General features: G+C 51.8%; 15 protein-coding genes. 6 read left to right on the top strand and 9 right to left on the bottom strand.

Annotated features, from left to right (window positions below):
• Positions 1–180 (bottom strand): hypothetical protein (locus RTY00_RS05565; RefSeq protein WP_312663725.1); only part of this gene is annotated, 180 nt, incomplete at its 3' end.
• Between RTY00_RS05565 and bamA the strand changes: the two genes are divergently transcribed.
• The gene (gene bamA, locus RTY00_RS05560; protein ID WP_312663723.1) at positions 149–2,581 is read left to right on the top strand and encodes an outer membrane protein assembly factor BamA; all 2,433 of its coding nucleotides are present in this window, start codon (positions 149–151) and stop codon (positions 2,579–2,581) included. The two genes, RTY00_RS05565 and bamA, sit on opposite strands and share 32 nt — an antisense overlap.
• A gap of 269 nt (positions 2,582–2,850) precedes the next feature.
• Here bamA and RTY00_RS05555 read toward each other — a convergent pair whose 3' ends face one another.
• The 8 genes from RTY00_RS05555 to upp form a co-directional block, all read right to left on the bottom strand.
• Positions 2,851–3,933: a sn-glycerol-3-phosphate ABC transporter ATP-binding protein UgpC gene (locus RTY00_RS05555; RefSeq protein ID WP_312663722.1), complete on the bottom strand. Its 1,083-nt coding sequence runs from the start codon at positions 3,931–3,933 to the stop codon at positions 2,851–2,853.
• Positions 3,934–3,936: 3 nt separating this feature from the next.
• Entirely contained in the window at positions 3,937–4,881 is a 945-nt protein-coding gene (locus RTY00_RS05550) for a carbohydrate kinase family protein (protein ID WP_312663724.1), read from the bottom strand.
• Positions 4,881–5,720, bottom strand: a complete 840-nt coding sequence (locus RTY00_RS05545; RefSeq protein WP_008108069.1) for a carbohydrate ABC transporter permease — start codon at positions 5,718–5,720, stop codon at positions 4,881–4,883. Before RTY00_RS05545 ends, RTY00_RS05550 begins: the two co-directional genes overlap by 1 nt.
• On the bottom strand, positions 5,710–6,618 hold the full coding sequence (locus RTY00_RS05540) for a sugar ABC transporter permease (RefSeq protein WP_312663721.1): 909 nt from the start codon (positions 6,616–6,618) through the stop codon (positions 5,710–5,712). The genes RTY00_RS05545 and RTY00_RS05540 overlap by 11 nt, the downstream gene beginning before the upstream one ends.
• Before the next feature lie 9 nt (positions 6,619–6,627).
• Positions 6,628–7,875 (bottom strand): extracellular solute-binding protein, encoded by a 1,248-nt coding sequence (locus RTY00_RS05535; RefSeq protein WP_312663720.1) that lies wholly within the window; start codon positions 7,873–7,875, stop codon positions 6,628–6,630.
• Positions 7,876–8,538: 663 nt separating this feature from the next.
• On the bottom strand, positions 8,539–9,240 hold the full coding sequence (locus tag RTY00_RS05530; protein WP_312663719.1) for an HAD family hydrolase: 702 nt from the start codon (positions 9,238–9,240) through the stop codon (positions 8,539–8,541).
• A gap of 34 nt (positions 9,241–9,274) precedes the next feature.
• Complete coding sequence (locus tag RTY00_RS05525; protein WP_256698488.1) at positions 9,275–10,180, bottom strand: EamA family transporter; 906 nt, start codon at positions 10,178–10,180, stop codon at positions 9,275–9,277.
• Entirely contained in the window at positions 10,173–10,838 is a 666-nt protein-coding gene (gene upp, locus RTY00_RS05520) for a uracil phosphoribosyltransferase (protein WP_312663718.1), read from the bottom strand. Before upp ends, RTY00_RS05525 begins: the two co-directional genes overlap by 8 nt.
• A 151-nt stretch (positions 10,839–10,989) precedes the next feature.
• Between upp and RTY00_RS05515 the strand changes: the two genes are divergently transcribed.
• The 5 genes from RTY00_RS05515 to RTY00_RS05495 all read left to right on the top strand — a co-directional run.
• Positions 10,990–11,475: a MarR family transcriptional regulator gene (locus RTY00_RS05515; protein WP_312663716.1), complete on the top strand. Its 486-nt coding sequence runs from the start codon at positions 10,990–10,992 to the stop codon at positions 11,473–11,475.
• Positions 11,476–11,635: 160 nt separating this feature from the next.
• Complete coding sequence (locus tag RTY00_RS05510) at positions 11,636–15,529, top strand: amino acid adenylation domain-containing protein (protein ID WP_312663715.1); 3,894 nt, start codon at positions 11,636–11,638, stop codon at positions 15,527–15,529.
• Positions 15,522–16,454, top strand: a complete 933-nt coding sequence (locus RTY00_RS05505) for a pseudouridine-5'-phosphate glycosidase (protein WP_312663714.1) — start codon at positions 15,522–15,524, stop codon at positions 16,452–16,454. The genes RTY00_RS05510 and RTY00_RS05505 overlap by 8 nt, the downstream gene beginning before the upstream one ends.
• 20 nt (positions 16,455–16,474) lie before the next feature.
• Positions 16,475–16,699, top strand: coding sequence for a tautomerase family protein (locus tag RTY00_RS05500; RefSeq protein ID WP_256698492.1), 225 nt, complete (start codon positions 16,475–16,477; stop codon positions 16,697–16,699).
• A gap of 150 nt (positions 16,700–16,849) precedes the next feature.
• Positions 16,850–17,436 (top strand): ROK family transcriptional regulator (locus RTY00_RS05495; protein WP_312663713.1); only part of this gene is annotated, 587 nt, incomplete at its 3' end.

Here is a 17,436-nt window from a genome sequence, read left to right as displayed (position 1 = left end):
CGCTGAATTTACCTTTGGCTCAGCGGTCTTTTTTCCGGAACATATCGCCGCAGTTAACGGGCTGAACCGCGTGTTCAGCCCGTTTTTTATGTGGTGCGGAAGCAGGGCGCTTGAATCAGGCACAGGAAAAACGGCAGGCTCACAACAGATGAAGAAGATGTTAACCGGGTTACTTTTCATGGTAACCACCACCGCCTTTGGTGCAGATGATTTCACCCTAAAGGATATTCACTTTGCTGGGCTCCAGCGCGTCGCACCCGGCGCGGCGCTGCTGCATATGCCGCTGCGTATTGGCGACCGCGTCAATGATGATGATATTCGCAACACCATCCGTGCGCTGTTCGCCACCGGCAATTTTGAAGATGTGCAGGTGCTGCGAGATGGCGATGCATTGCTGATTAAAGTTAAAGAGCGCCCGGCGATTGCCAGCATCTCGTTCTCTGGTAACAAAGCGATTAAAGAGGATCAGCTCAAGCAGAACCTTGATGCCTCAGGCGTACGCGTGGGTGAAGCGCTGGACCGCACCACGCTGGCGGATATGGAAAAAGGGCTCGAGGATTTTTATTACAGTGCCGGGAAATACACCGCCAGCGTCAAAGCGGTGGTCACGCCATTGCCGCGCAACCGCGTCGATCTGAAGTTCATTTTCACCGAAGGTGTGTCAGCAAAAATTCAGCAAATTAACATTGTGGGCAACCGAGCTTTTTCATCGGATGAACTGATTTCGCATTTCCAACTGCGCGATGATGTGCCGTGGTGGAATTTCATCGCCGACCAGAAATATCAGAAGCAGAAACTCTCGGGCGATTTAGAGACGCTGCGCAGTTATTATCTTGATCGTGGTTATGCACGATTTAATCTCGATTCCACACAAGTCAGTTTAACGCCGGATAAAAAACATCTTTACGTTACGATAAATATTCATGAAGGCGATGTTTACCATGTTAGCGGCGTAACACTGACGGGAAATATGGCTGGCTATTCCGCCGAGATTGAAAAACTGGTGCAGTTGCCAGCGGGCACCTTATACAGCGGGGCAAAAATCACTGAAAACGAAGAGGCGATTAAAAGCCTGCTCGGTCGATACGGCTATGCGTTCCCGCAGGTGAATACCCAATCGGAAATTAACGACAGCGATAAAACCGTACAATTACACGTGAATGTCGATGCCGGGCGACGCTTCTCGGTGCGGCAGGTGCGTTTTTCAGGCAACGACACTTCGAAAGATGCGGTGCTGCGTCGTGAAATGCGCCAGATGGAAGGCGCATGGCTGGCGAGTAATCAGGTAGAGCAGGGCAAGGCTAGGCTTAATCGTACCGGCTATTTTGAGAGCGTGGATGTCGATACGCAGCGCGTGCCGGGCAGCCCGGATCAGGTTGACGTGGTATACAAAGTGAAGGAGCGCAATACCGGCACCTTCAACATTGGGCTGGGTTACGGCACCGACAGCGGCATCAGCTATCAGCTTGGCGTCAGCCAGGATAACTGGATGGGCTCCGGCAATACCGTAAGTTTTAGCGGCACCAAAAACAGCTATCAAACCTATGTCGAAATCGCCGCCACCGATCCCTATTTCACCGTGGATGGCGTCAGTCTGGGCGGCAAGCTGTTCTATAACGATTACAGCGCTGAAGATAACGATCTTTCCGAATACACGCTGAAAAGCTTCGGCGCGGGCAGCACCTTAAGCTTCCCGATCGGGGAAAACAGCAGCGTGAACAGCGGGCTGGATTACGTCTACAACCGCGTCAGCAATATGGCGCCGCAGGTGGCAATGTGGCGTTATCTGGGTTCGCAGGGCATTCATCCAAAAGTAATCACCAGCGATGACGACGATGACGATGCCACCGTTGCAGACAAATTTACCGCCAACGATTTCTTCTGGAATATTGGCTGGAGCTACAATTCACTGGACCGCGGCTTCTTTCCCACCTCGGGCGTGAGCGCCGGTTTCAACACCAAAGTGACGATTCCAGGTTCCACCTACAGCTATTACAAAAGTACGCTGACCGCCAACGGCTACTTGCCGCTGAGCAGCGATCATCGCTGGGTGCTGATGGGTCGCAGTAAAGCTGGTTACGCCGACGGCTTAGGCGGCAAAGAAGTGCCGTTCTACGACAACTTCTATGCTGGCGGCTCCAGTTCGGTACGCGGATTCTCTTCCAACACCATCGGACCAAAAGCCGCCTATTACCGCTGCAGCGGTAGCGAAAGCAGTTACGGGACTTGCCCGGTGGAGAAATCGGATGATGCGGTGGGCGGTAATGCGATGGCGGTGGTGAGCGCAGAGCTGATTGTGCCAACGCCGTTTATCAGCGAACGCTATGCCGATTCGCTGCGCACCTCATTCTTTGTTGATGCAGGTACAGTTTGGGATACCGGCTGGCAGAACACTGCGGCCACCAAAGCAGCAGGCATTCCTGATTATGCCGATCCCAGCCAGATTCGCGTGTCGAGCGGCGTTGCTTTGCAATGGCAGTCACCGCTGGGTCCGCTGGTGTTTTCTTATGCGTTGCCGATTAAGAAATATGAGGGCGATAAGTCGGAGCAGTTCCAGTTTAATATCGGTAAAACCTGGTAGCTGTATTTAAAGCGTTAAATGATGAGATGAGTTTTACATTATCTTTAAACGCTGAAGACAGAATAAATTAGCCAGCAGAGTAAAATACCGCTCGTGAAATGCTTAAGGAATGAGTGTTCGCGAATATCGTTGTTATGCATCTGATTAATTGTATTTCGCCACCCAGAGTTGGGTGGCTTTTTTATTTGTTAGAGTGGTCGCCATAAATGGCGACCCTACAAACCGGCCTTCGTAGGGTCGCCATTTATGGCGACCTTATAAACAGACGATCACGATTCGATTAAACGCATTCCCGTTTCTGCATCAAACAGATGAATCTTCTCGGCGTTAAAGCCCAGCATAATGCTCTCGCCGCTCACCGCTGCGTGACGGCCAGCGATCTGCATATGCAACGGCTGACCGTGCCATTCGAGATGCAGCAAAGTTGATTCACCGGTGATCTCCACCACTTTCACCAACGCTGCGGCATTGCTGTTGGTTTCCAGCAGATCGTGCGGGCGTACGCCGAGCGTCACGGCTGCGCCTGCACGCTCGCGCGCCGCCGCTTGCCAACGCGCGGGCAGCGGCTGCCACAGATCCTGACACTGCACGCCGGACACGCCATCGCGGTCGATCAATTGTGCCGGTAACAGGTTCATTGGCGGTGAGCCGATAAAGCGCGCGACAAAGGTATCCGCCGGACGATCGTAAATTGCCAGCGGTGCGCCTTGCTGCACGATGCGGCCATCCTTCATCACCACAATTTGATCGGCCAACGTCATCGCCTCAACCTGATCGTGCGTCACATAAACCATGGTGGTTTTGAAACGCTGATGCAGCGATTTGATCTCGGCACGCAATTCCATGCGCAACTGCGCATCAAGGTTCGACAGCGGCTCATCGAACAGGAACACTTTGGGATTTCGCACCATCGCGCGGCCCATCGCCACACGCTGACGCTGTCCGCCCGACAGTGCGCGCGGATAGCGTTGCAGCAGCTTATCGATACCGAGAATCACGGCGATGCGCGCGATTTTGCTCTGCTGCTCCTCGCGCTTCACCTTCTTCACCTGCATGTGAAACGCCAGATTCTCCGCCACGGTTAAGTGCGGATAGAGCGCATAGCTCTGAAACACCATCGCGATATCACGGTCGGCCGGATCGCGGTCGTTGATCTGCACTTTATCCATCAGGATCGCGCCATCCGATAAGCTCTCCAGCCCGGCCAGCAAACGCAGCAACGTCGACTTTCCGCAGCCGGATGGGCCCACCAGCACGGTAAAACTGCCGTCAGGAATGGTGAGATCGAGCGGATGCAGCACTGACTGTTTTGCGTAGCGTTTGGCCACTTTTACGAGTTCAACACTGGCCATAATTTAAAACTCCTGGGAAAGTTGCAGTTGATGCCAGTCGGGATAACGACGCGGCAAGGTGCTGATAGCCAGTGACGCCACCGAAATACCCCATTGTAGAGCCGTATTGAGATCTTGCTGATGCAGCAGGGCGGTGAGGAATCCGGCGTTAAAACTGTCGCCCGCGCCGATGGTATCCACTACCGTGACCGCACGCGCTGGCTGACTCACTGCATGTTCGGTCTGCCAGCAGCGCGCGCCCTGCGGGCCGCATTTCACTACGCAGCCGCCGCGTCCGCTAAGCTGTTGCGCCAGCATGTACGCGCTGGCAGGCAAGTCGTCTTTCGCCGCCAATCCCAGCGTTTCCACTTCATTGAGCAGCAGCCAGTCGCACAGCGGCAGCCATTGCGAGACCTGCTCACGCACTTCGTCTGTCCAGCCCTGCGGCGGCCAGCCGGTATCGACGGCGGTGATAAAGCCGCGCTGCTGTAACTCTGAAAGCAGCGCCGGATATTCGTCATACAGATGCAGACACAAAAAGGTGCCGCACAGCAGCACGATATCGCCGTCAGCCGCTTGAGCAGGCAGCTGATCCAGCACATCCTGCGCGGTGAGTTGCACGATGTGGCCGAGATTACTCAGGAAAGAGCGCTCGTGATCCGAATGCGTCACGCCTACGGTTAGCGAGGTTTCGCAGCTGTAGCGCGTCCAGTGCGCGGCGCTGTGCGGAAAATGACTCGCCAGCCAGGTGCTCAGGCCATCGTTGCCCTGATTAGCGACCGCGCGATGGCGCACCTGCATCGCTTCCAGCGCCAGCGCGCAGTTGCCCGCCGATCCACCGGGACGCAGTTCGCTGTGATTCAGCATCACTTCGGTACCGCGCTGCGGCCAGTTATCCAGCGTGCCCATGATTAAATCGACATTAATATTGCCCACCACATACAGCGTGGCGGTGAGTTTATGCTCCATCATCCTTTACTCCCGCCACTGGCAAGGCCGCTGACCAGCGTCTTTTGCAGCCAGATGGCAATAAACAGCGGTGGCACCGACGCCAGAATGCCGACGGCAGCGATCAAGCCATCATCGGTGGCGCGCCCGGCGGTGAATCCGGCAATGGTGACCGGCAAGGTTTGTGCGGCGATATTGCTGGTAAACAGCAGCGCATAGAAAAATTCGTCCCACGCCAGCAGCCAACCAAACAACGCGGCGGCACCCAACACCGGCTTCGCCAGCGGCAGCGTAATGCGCAGCAACACTTGCCAGACGCGCAGGCCATCAAGGCGCGCCGCCTGTTCAATATCCTGCGGCAGCGTATCGAACTGGTTTTTCAGCATCCAGGTAAGGAACGGCAAAATCAGCGAGCAGTAGACGATGATCAATCCGGGCCGCGTGTTGAGCAGATCGAACTGCTGCAACAGGAAATAAAGTGGCAGCACGAATGCCACCGGCGGCACCATATAGATGGCAAGTGAGGCGAACAGCCAGCCGTCGCGCCCGCGATAGCGCGAGAAGCTGAACGCCGCCGGAATCGCTAGCAGCAAGCAGATGATTGTCGCGCCCGTGGCGACTAACAAACTGTTGCCGAGCGCATGCAGGAACAGCACACCCGGTTGGCCTGGCTCCAGCGACAACAGCTTGCCGTAGCGGGTGAAATCCCACTGGCGCGGCAGCCACTCGAGCGGCACGCGGGTGAGATCGCTGGCGGCGCTGACGCTCATCAAAAACAGCCAGCCCATCGGCGCTAACACCGAGAACGCCACCAGCAGCGCGGCGGCGTATTTGCCAACATGGCGCATTTTAACCTTCATGAGCGCTTCCTTTGCGGCGTTGCCGCCACAGTAACAACATGTAAAGCGTGATCAGCACCGCGCACAGCAAGGTCATCAACATGGCGTAAGCCGCGCCGCTGCCCGCGCGCAAGTAGCTAAACGACTCCTGATAAACGTAGAAACTCAGGGTTTTGGTGCTATCGACCGGCCCGCCGCGTGTCATCACGTAGATGATGTCGAAGATTTTGAAGGCATCGATGGTGCGCAGAACCAGCGCCACGCTGAGCGGGCCAACAATCGCCGGGAAGGTGATGGCACGAAAACGCCGCCACGCCGATGCGCCATCCAGCCGTGCGGCTTCAAACAAATCGTCGGGAATCGATTGCAGTGCCGCCAGCACCAGCAAGGTCACCAGCGGATAGTTTTTCCAGATATCGGCGAACATCACCGCGTTGAGCGCCGAATCCGGCGAACCCAGCCAGCTGCGATAGCCATCAATAATGCCCAACTGCGTCAGCAGGGCGTTGATGCTGCCGTAATCCGGGTTGAAGTTCAGACGCCACATCATGGCGTTAACGATGGTCGGCAGCGCCCACGGTAGAATCACCAGCACGCGTAGCAGGTTGCGACCGGCAAATTTCTGGTTCAGCAACAGCGCCACCAGCACGCCGATCACGCCCTCAATCGCCACTGAGACCACGGTGAAATAGAGCGTGCGCCACAGCGAGCTGCGGAAATCCGCATCGGTGATCGCAAACAGGTAGTTTTCCAAGCCAATCCAGCCCGGCGCTTCACCGCTGCCAATCAAGGCGGCATCGGTGAAACTTAGCCAGATAGTGCGTAACAGCGGCCATGCGGTGAGCAACAGCATCACCAACAGCATGGGTGCCAGCAGCACCCATGCCTGCCGTTGTTCGCGTTGACGCAAACTCAGCATTGTTGCCCCTTAGCGCAGACGCGCCGCACTCTTATCTACCGCTTGCAGCGCGGCATCTGGCGTTGCGCTGCCAACCAGCACCTGCTGCAACTGCTGCTGCAGCGTGTTGGAGAGACGCGAATAGTCGGCGGTTTCCGGACGCGACAGCATCACGTTGAGCGACTTATCCGCCGCCGCGATCAGGCTTTCCTGGTTTTTCAGCACCGCCGGATCCTTGTAAGAGCTTTTCCAGATCGGCAGACTTAGCGTGGCGTATTTGTTCTGCACCGGCTGCGAAGTCATGTAGCTGATGTATTGCCATGCCTGATCCGCGTGCGTGCTGCCTTTGGTGATGCCAAGGCCCATCGAACCGTTCACCGCACCGAATTTGCCCGGCGCATCGCCAGGCGCAGGAACGATTCCCACCTGACCGGCGACCTTACTTTGCTTCGGATCGTTGGCCATGTTGTACATGTAGGTCCAGTTAAGCGCGAACGCCGCATCGCCATTGGAGAAGGCTTTACGCACATCCTCTTCCAGATATTCGCGTGACGCCGGATTGCTCAAGCCTTCATCCAGCGAGCTTTTCATCAGCTTCACCGCTTGCAGCGAGGCCGGTGAGGAGAAATCAAGTTTGTCGTTGTTGTAGAACTTGCCGCCGAAACCGGATACCAGCGTGGTGTAATCGCACACCAGCGCTTCGGCCTGCGACCAGCTCCACACCAGCGGATATTTCACGATGTTCTTCTGCTTGATAATGCGCGCGTCATCCATTACCTGCTGCCAGGTTTGCGGTGGCGTGGTGATACCGGCTTTTTCCAGCATCGCTTTGTTGTAATAGAGATATTTGGTGTCGAGGATCCACGGCATGCCGAGGGTTTTGCCTTTGAACTCCACGGTGTTCATCGCGCCAGGGAAAATCTGCCCCTTTTCGTCGGCGCTGATACGGCTGCTGACGTCCTGCAACAGATCGAACCTGGTGAATTCTGCCGGCCAGATGGCATCGAACAGCACCACATCGTAGCCGTTTCCGCCCGCGCCACGCGCCGCAACAATTTTGTCGTGCAGCGCTTCATACGGTACAAACTCAAGATTAACCTGCACGTCCGGGTGCGCTTTCTGAAACTCCTGCGTCATAGCGCGAATATCATTTTCGCTATACGCCGCCTGCGTCATAAACAGCGCATTCAACGTGGTTGCTGCTGCTGCGTTACCCACGCTGGCTAACAGAACCGCTGCAAAACATCCTTTTATGACTGGGTTGAATCGGATTTTCATGGTGTTTTCCGCCTTGGTGCAAAAAGAGGGTGTTTTATTAAATCAATTTGATGGATTTAATAACGCGCACAGGTTGTCAGGTTGCTGCGGCTGACATCGGTTAGCTAAAGCAATTGACGTGCCAGGGCATAAATCTCGTTTGCCACTGGACACTACTTTGCACAGAATTTTGCTGCTGTCAGGTAAACAGGTTGTAAATTGTGTGGCTGATCATAGAAGTTGCTGTGACGCCGAATTTGCATAGCAGCCAGAGATTGGGGGGCATTTCTTTTTTAGTAGCATTATTCTGGTGCAAAACAGCGCAGCACTGCGACTTTAGCGTGCACTGCGCTGGGATTAGGTCTCTCATGGTCGCCAGCGCGGCCATCATCTTTGCTATTTGCTGAGACTGTGAGATCGATCAGAAAGTGATTTGCGATGCAACATGCCAATTTCTCGTAACAGGAAGAGATAGAGGGCAGGCATGATTAATATCATCGCTATCACATAGCCAAATTTATATTTCGCGGAAAGTCGTTCTTTTACACCATAAAAAATATGTTTCCCAGTGATAAAAAACAGGATAACCACATAGGCTGTGACGATATATCCCACCAGAAAATAGATTGAGAGAAAGTTTGAGATCAATGTCTGCATAATAACCTCAGTGTTGTCTATTGGTAGTCACACAAGACTGACGAGAGCATTTTGCTGTTGATGGTATTGTTGGCAAAGTTGCACCACTTGAGTAAAGTCATGTGCTAATGAATTCGGTGAAGCACTAAGCAAGGTGTTTTCATCGTGAATACCATAAGTCACTGCGATTGATTTACATCCCAAATGGTTCGCCATGAGAATGTCATGTGTGGTATCACCCACCATAATGGCTTGTGCATTGCTGGCGTTGAAAAAATCGAGGATTTTTTCCCCGGATTCTGGATGCGGTTTTTTTTGCTGCACTTCATCCGCACAGACAACAATGTCAAACAGTGAGGCGATGTGCGCTGCAGCAAGTAAGGTATTGGCACTACGAGAAAATTTATTGGTTGTTACCGATAAGCGCATTCCCAGGCGCTTAAGTGTCTCCAGTCCGTTAATCACACCGGGGAAGAGTAAAGATTGGGCAGCAGGAATAATGATGAGTTTAAACTGACGCTGATACTCTTCAACAGCTAATTCAACCAGATAATTATTCACGGGCAGTTGCATTAATTGAGCAAAGGCTTGTTCCAATGGTAAGCCTATCGTCTGTCTGATTAACGCTTGCGGTAATTCTTTTAAATCCAATGCGCGAAAAGCTGCATTAAATGTTAAAGGGATGGCCTGAGCGGTATCAAAAAGCGTGCCGTCGAGGTCAAACATAATAATAGTTTGAGGCGTATTCATTGATTGTCTCTCAATACAAAAAGCTAACTGAAAATTAATGGCCCAGCTTTCTTTGTGGTAAAGCGACAGGTGATTGGGATTTATCATGACGCGGTCGAGCCAGATAAATAGCCGTAACAATCGCTACACATCCCACTAACTGTAAATGGGTGAAGGTTTGGCCGAGGATTAAATAGCCCAGCACACAAGCAGATAAAGAGCTCATAAATCCCAGAAAAGAAGTGGTAACCGGCGGTAGTTTTTCAATGCCACGGAACCAGACAAAGTAGCCAAACACGCCGCCCGCCAGGCTTAACCAGCCGTAGCCAATAATATTGGTTAGCGTAAGTTGAGAAGGGAACGTTTCCAGCCAAAGCGCCGCAGGCAATAACATTAAACCGCCTAGCGTCAATTGCCAGCCGGTAAATGCCAGTAAAGACATATTGGCTGGTCGTCCCCAATGCTTGGTGAGCAAAATGCCCATCGCCATGCTGGTGGTGCCAACTAATCCAACCATAATTCCCTGCGTATTAAGCTGAACGGCGCTGTTTAACACCAACAGCCCAATGCCAGCCACACCAACCAGCGCGGAAAACACATGCATAATGCTGAGCTTATGCCGGAACACCAATGCGCCAATAACCATAACAATGATTGGCTGGCAGGACATCACCAATGATGCCAGACCACCAGGCAAAAAATAAGCGGCGGCAAACAGGCAGTAAAAAAACAGGCCAATATTAAGAAATCCTAACGCCGCCATTTTTAACCACCAAACGCCGTAAGGTCGCACGCGGCAAAACAGCAATAAAATAATACCGGCTAATAACGCCCTGATGACCGAGGCCAGTAAGGGCATATTGGCCGGTAAGGTCTGCGTAGTCACGATATAGGTACTGCCCCAAATGATGGGCGCCAGCGCAGTGATCATTATGTTTATTAGCGTGGCAAACTTATTCATGATGCACGCCCGGATAAGTGCCAAAGTAGCGATCGCCAAAATCACCAATACCAGGCCGCATAAAGGCAGAATCCGTCATCCCTTTTTCAATCGATGATGTGATGATGGTCAAATCGGGCCAGGTTTCGACCAGGCGCTGAATACCCGCAGGGGAAGCAAGCACGTTGACTACGATCATATTCTCAATAGCAACGCCACTCTCTTTGAGAATATCAATCGCTTTCAGCAGCGAGCCGCCGGTAGCCAGCATCGGCTCGAAAAGCATGACGCTCATGCCAGCAATGCCTGCAGGTAAATGTGAATAAAGATAGTGCGGAAGTTTCGACTCTTTATCGCGCTGAATAAGGATCTTACCGATAGGTTGATGCGGAAACATGGCGCGGAACTCACTTTCCATGCTTTCACCCGCTCTAATCACGGATACCCCACAGACATCACGGACAAGTGCCTTACCCGTAAAAGGATCACCTATTGGCGTGTTCACTGTCTCATCAGAGTAGGGCAAGTGCTGTGCGGCGCTTTGCAGCAGCAAACGTATCACCTGATTTGCATGGTGTGTGAAGGTGTTCAGGTTGGCCGAACGATTACGCATCCTGAGATGTAAATGGGATAGCCAGGCAGAATCGGGTAACACGTGAACGTTGGGCAGTGTTGACATAGGTCAGTCCTATTGATCCTTGAGAAACAGTAATAGAGTGATAAGATGAATATATCTTTCAGGATAGTATCTTTTCAAAAAGATACTTATTAAAAAGATAACCACAACTATAATTCATTTTCAAGTCTCTTTTTCTTTTATGAGGAACACCATGCAGTATGACCATGTAGACAGATTACTCGTCCAGTGGCTGCAACAACGCCCCGATTTGGACTGTTCACCCATGGGCGTGCTTGGCCGCATCAGCCGCATGAGCAGAATTGTTGATAAAAAGCTCGAGAAAACATTTAAAAACAACGATCTGAGCGCTATCGAGTTTGATATTCTGGCGGCGCTCAGGCGGTTCAATTCGCTGACGACACCGACAGAACTCTACCAAACATTGATGTTGTCCTCTGGGGCGATGAGTACACGGGTTGAGCAGTTGGTTCAGCGTGATTTAATTGAAAGGATTTACAGCGAAGAAGATCGCCGGAGCTGTAACTTGAGCCTGACAAAAAAAGGAAAGTCATTGATAGATAAAGCTATATCAGAACATGTCGCCAATGAAGATGAGATTCTGAATCCGTTAAGTCAAGAGCAGCGAGAGCAATTGGCATCGCTGTTACGTAGCTGGTTATTAGCTAACGAAAAGTAGTTCTGACACCGGCCTGACTCCAGGCCGGTTAATCCCTTCAATAACCTTTTTCCCGGCATAATTCCTCTTTAAGAAATATCTTTCCAAAAAGATACTTGACTTTGCTAACTGCAAAAGTATCTTTTGTGTGAACTATAACTGCTGGGAATATTACATTATCATGACGGTCAAAGCCCCAATATCGCCTGCTGTTTCAGAATCCTTTTCAGAACGTAGTCATAGCAGTCACTCAGTAAGTTTATTCGCCATGCTTGAAACCCATGCGCGCCATTTCCCTGAGCAAATTGCGGTCAAAGATGCGCAAAACTCATTGAGTTATCGCCATTTTTTTCAGCAGATTTGGAGCAATGGAAAGAAACTCAACGCGTTAATTGATACCGAATTGCAGTATATCGGACTTTATTGTGAACCTTCGGTTGAGATGATTTGCGGCGCATGGAGCATTCTCGCGGCTGAGCGCGCCTACCTGCCGCTGGCACCGGATTATCCTGCCGATCGTCTGCGCTATATGATCGAGGATTCGGGCATCAAGATGATACTTACCCAGCCGCATCTTAAGGCGCAACTCGCTGCGATGGTGGCAGAAGAGATTACTATCATCACGCTTGATGACCTTCAGGCCAGTGCCGCAGCCACTGTTCCAAGCCACCCGAGCCACCGCCGGGAGCGGCTAGCCTATATGATCTATACATCGGGTAGCACCGGTAAACCAAAAGGTGTGATGGTGAGCTATGCCAACATTTCTCATCAGATGGCCTGGCTAAAAAGTCAGTTTGGTTTTGACCACAATGACCGCATTTTGCAGAAAACCCCGGCCAGTTTTGATGCCGCACAGTGGGAAATTCTGGCACCGGCCTTCGGTAGCCAGGTGATTATGGGTCCAAAGGATTGCTATCGGGATCCGGACGCATTGATCAACACCCTCATTGGCGAGCAGGTGACAGTGTTGCAATCTGTACCCACATTGTTGCAGGCACTGGTCGAACACCCACTTTTACAGGACTGCTGTGCGCTAAAGCACGTATTTAGTGGCGGTGAGATTCTGACACGCAATTTGGCGCAGGCGTTTTTCCAGCGTTTACCGCACGCTGCATTGACCAATTTGTATGGTCCAACCGAGTGCACCATAAACGCGTCGAGTTTTACGCTGGATCCAGAGTTGATCGCTGCTTATCCCGATGCCATCGCCATTGGTAAACCTGCGGCTAATACGCTTTATCATGTGCTTAATCCCGCGGGTGAACCCGTCGTGCCGGGTGAAACGGGTGAACTCTATATTTCTGGTTTGCAGGTCGCTAAAGGCTACTATCAGCGACCTGAACTCACCGATGAAAAATTCCTGCCGAATCCCAGAAAAATAATGCCAGGGCATGACCGCTTATATAAAACTGGCGATTTAGTTCGTCAGGATCCGAATGGTAATACCCACTTTGTGGCGCGCGTGGATAATCAGATCAAGCTACGCGGTTATCGGGTAGAACTGGATGAGATTCGCCTGGCAATTGAAAATCATCACTGGGTAAAAACAGCGGCGGTTGTAGTTCAACAAGATCCGCGCTCGGGTTATCAGACGTTGGTCGCCTGTGTTGAGCTGGATAAACGCCAGGCGGCGCTGATGGATCAAGGCAATCACGATCGTCACCATCTCTCTAAATCGAGTAAATTGCAGGTGAAAGCGCAGTTGTCCAATGCGGGTTGCCGAATGTTATCTGCGGCCCACTTATCCAGTAGCATCACGCTGCCGTATATCGCTTCAGACCATCAACAGCGCACGGCGGCGTTTGGTCGTAAAACCTATCGCTTTTTTGACGGCGAACCGTCGCTGACGCGCAAGGATTTAATCGATCTTTTACAACGTCAGCCCATAGAGAGCTGCACAGATGAAAATCTCGCGACGCTCACGCTGGATAAACTGGGCAAGCTGTTACGCAATTTTGGGCAATTTGTCAGTGACGAGCGGTTATTACCCAAATACGCCTATGCATCGCCGGGCGCACTCTACGCCACACAACTCTACCTGGAATTAAAGGGTTGTGTCGGATTACCCCCCGCGATCTATTACTACCATCCTGTTCATCACTGCTTGCTGCCTATTGCCTCATTGCAACCAACAAAGGATCCCGTTTTCCGGCTGCATTTTGTCGGTAATCGACAGGCGATTGAGCCGGTTTATAAAAATAATCTGCGTGAAGTACTGGAGATGGAAACCGGTCACATGCTCGGTCTTTTTGACGAGTTGCTGCCCGAATTGGGACTTCATGTACATCAAGCCGCACTGTTACGCGGCGCATTACCTGAGTGGTATCAAGGCAGTCACGATGACGATTATCTGGGTTGCTATGTCGTTGATCATCAACCGGTTGCAGCGAGCCGCGCGCAACCTGAACTCTATTTACAAATGCAGCAGCCGCTCCCGGACTTAGATGCCGGACTTTATCGGTACCAGGCAGGTGAGTTGCATTTCCTTTCGACCAGCATGTTGCAGAAAAAGGATGTCATCGCGATTAATCAAAGGGTGTTTGACCGTGCGCAGTTCGGAATTAGTGTGGTGTGTAACGGTGGCGATCGTGAAGAACATTACATCCTTGCGGGTCGTGAAATGCATCGTTTACAAGCGAATAAACAACGACTGGGCCTGATGTCATCCGGCTACAGCTCGAAAAGTAATAACGACTTGCCTGCCGCGATAAGCATGCGTGCAATTTTGGCGGAACAGCAACTGCCTATGGAGAGCCTCTATTTTTGCGTGGGAGGGCCAATCAGCCAGGCGCAGTTTCTGCATCAGGGAATGAATGAGGATCGCATTCATATGCAGGGTCCAGTGGAATTACTCAAGGAAGACCTGTCCGCACAGCTGCCCAAATATATGATCCCTAATAAAGTAATCATCCTGGATAACCTCCCGCAAACGGCCAATGGCAAAATTGACCATCAGGCATTAAAAGCGCTGCCAGAATTAACTGATTCAGACAATGGGCAAGAGAGGGTACCGCTTAAATCCGCGACCGAAAAGAAAATTGCTGAAATATGGTGCGCGGTAATGAAATGGGAAACGGTATTTGCCACGGATGATTTCTTTACCGGTGGCGGCAACTCCTTGACTGCGGTTGCGCTGGTTAATCGCATCAATAAAACCTTTAATATTAAACTTCCGCTGCAGGTGATATTCCATACGCCTCATATCGCAGGTTTAGCGACTGCGGTAGAAAATTGTATTCAATCCGACGTTGAATATTCCCGTCTGATCAAACTGAATGGTTTTGCGGAAAAACCGATTTTCTGCTGGCCAGGTTTGGGAGGATATCCGTTAAATCTCAAATTACTGGCGCAGCATATTCCTGACCAACGCGCGTTCTATGGCATTCAGGCGCAAGGCATCAATGAAGGTGAAATACCACTGCCAACCATTCAGCAAATGGCACTGGAAGATATTCGCCAGATAAAAGCGATACAGCCAACCGGTCCTTACACACTTTGGGGATACTCTTTTGGCGCGCGCGTCGCTTTTGAAACCGCAGCGCAACTCGAAGCGCAAGGTGATGTTGTTGAGTCACTGTCTCTGTTAGCGCCGGGCGCGCCCATCACGCAAATGGAGCGAGAACAACGCTACGAGCATAAAGCCACTTTTGATAATCCGGTATTTCTGGCCATTCTGTTCTCGGTGTTTGCCCATCAGGTTGAGGGGCCGTTACTGGATCGCTGCTTGAGTAGTTGCAAAACTAAAGCAGAATTTATTGGCTTTATTTGCCAGCGCTTTCCGTTGTTACAACGTGAAATGGTTGAGCGCATTATTCACATCGTCGAAACCACTTATGCGTTTAGTTATCAGTTCAAGGAGTTGCAAAATCGCCAACTCAACGCGTCTATCACCATTGTAAAAGCACAAGGCGACCATTACTCGTTTTTAGAGCGTGCGCCAGCATTTAGTCGACAACCGCCAACCATTATTGAGTTATCGGTCGATCACTATGCGGTGCTTAAACAGCACGGCATCCATGAACTGATTCACACCTTATTTACTACTCAACCGTGTAAGGAACAGGCGCATGCGTAACAGCGAATTTAAACTCGAATTTCAACCCGAAGTGAAGCAAGCACTTGAATCAGGACATCCCGTTGTTGCGCTGGAATCCAATGTGATTACCCACGGGCTTAATTATCCTGATAATGTTGAAACGGCATTAAAGGTCGAGGCGGCTGTGCGGGTAAGCGGCGCGATTCCTGCCACTATTGGTATCGATAACGGAAAAATTTTGGTGGGTATGGATTACCAACAAATAGAACGATTCGCCACGCAAAAGAATATAGCCAAAGTCTCCAGTCGCGAGTTGCCGTTTATTCTGGCGACCGGTGCGATGGGAGCCACCAGCGTAGCGTCGTCGCTGGTGATTGCTGAATTAGCGGGCATTCCTTTCTTCTCCTCTGCCGGATTGGGCGGTGTTCATCGTGGTGCGGAAACATCAATGGATATTTCCGCCGATCTCATCCAGTTAACACGTTCAAAAGTGACGGTAATCTGTGCCGGCGTTAAAAACATCCTTGATGTGGGTCTCACGCTGGAGTATCTCGAAACCCATTGTGTACCGCTTGTCAGCTGGCAAACCGATGAGTTTCCGGCGTTCTATTGCCGTAACAGCGGCTTTAAAAGTCCAGTGCGCTTGGATTCAGCACCGCAACTTGCGCGTGCGATTGAAATCAACCGGGCGCTGCCAGGGGCCGCCGGAATGGTGATTGCTACCCCAACCCGTGAAGAGGATGCCATCAACAGTGAGGAGGTTCAGCAAGCCATTGACAACGCCATCTCCCAGGCGAAGCTGCATGGCATTAGCGGTAATGGTGTGACGAAATTCATCATGAAAGCCGTGGAAGAGATGACGGCGGGGCGATCAGCCGAAGCTAACAAAGCGGTGCTAATCAATACGGCACGCGTGGCTGGAGAGATTGCCATGGCGCATTACACTTATTGCCGTAATCACTGACTAGAAGGAGAACCCAAACGATGCCGCATCTCAATGTGAGCTTTCATCAAGGTCCAGAAGAGAGTCTCGATCTCGACGCGCTTTCTCAAGCACTGACTGAAATTATCACCGAAAAATTGGGTGTGAAAAGTCAGTATGTTTCGATGACGATTCAACCAGTCGCCAAACAACATTGGTCAGAACAGGTATTGGAAAAATATATTAACCAACCCGGCTATCAGGTGATTAAGCCGGTGAGCTATTAAGCTGATTTAGCGCTCGCGCGAGCCTGGCGTAGTGACTCATGCGTCAGGCCAATCCTCTTTCCCTTCCCGAAAAGGTTGTAAAATGTGTGGCCGATCATAGATATTGATGCGGCTATCCGCAGCGCGTGGAATTAAAGGGAAGGGAGCAAGGTGAAAACGTCGGGAACCAATCTGGAACATGCACGGGCGCACAATCGCCGCGTGATCATTGAAGCCATTCGCCTGCACGGTGAACTGACCCGCGCCGAGCTGGCTCGTCTCACCGCGCTGACGCCGCAAACCGTGTCGAATATCGTGGCAGAGCTGGAGCAGGCCGAACTGCTCACCAGCCGTGCGCCGCGCAAACAAGGACGCGGACAACCGGCAATTCCGGTAACGCTCAATCCCGCCAGCGCCTTCTCCATTGGTATCCATCTTGATCACCAAACACTGCTGATTGTGCTGGTGGATCTCACCGGTGAAATTCACTTCCGCCGCCTTATTCTGGTACAAAAGCCGCAGCCGGATGCCACGTTAGCGCGCATTGCCGAGGTCCTGAGCGAGATCAAAACGCAGCTGGGCGAGCGCTGGCAGAAAGTGCTGGGCATTGGCGTGGTGATGCCCGGTCCGTTTGGCGTTGAGGGCATCTCTTCGATGGGGCCAACAACGCTACACGGCTGGGAACAGGTGGACATCGAAGCCAAACTCGCTGCGATGAGCGGCGTGCCGGTAACGCTGGAAAACGATGCCACGGTGGC

Source organism: Pantoea sp. CTOTU49201 (assembly GCF_032054795.1).
Classification (GTDB): Bacteria; Pseudomonadota; Gammaproteobacteria; order Enterobacterales; family Enterobacteriaceae; genus Pantoea; species Pantoea symbiotica.
Note: the sequence above shows the minus strand (reverse complement) of the source record. Positions and strands in the feature narration are given on the sequence as shown.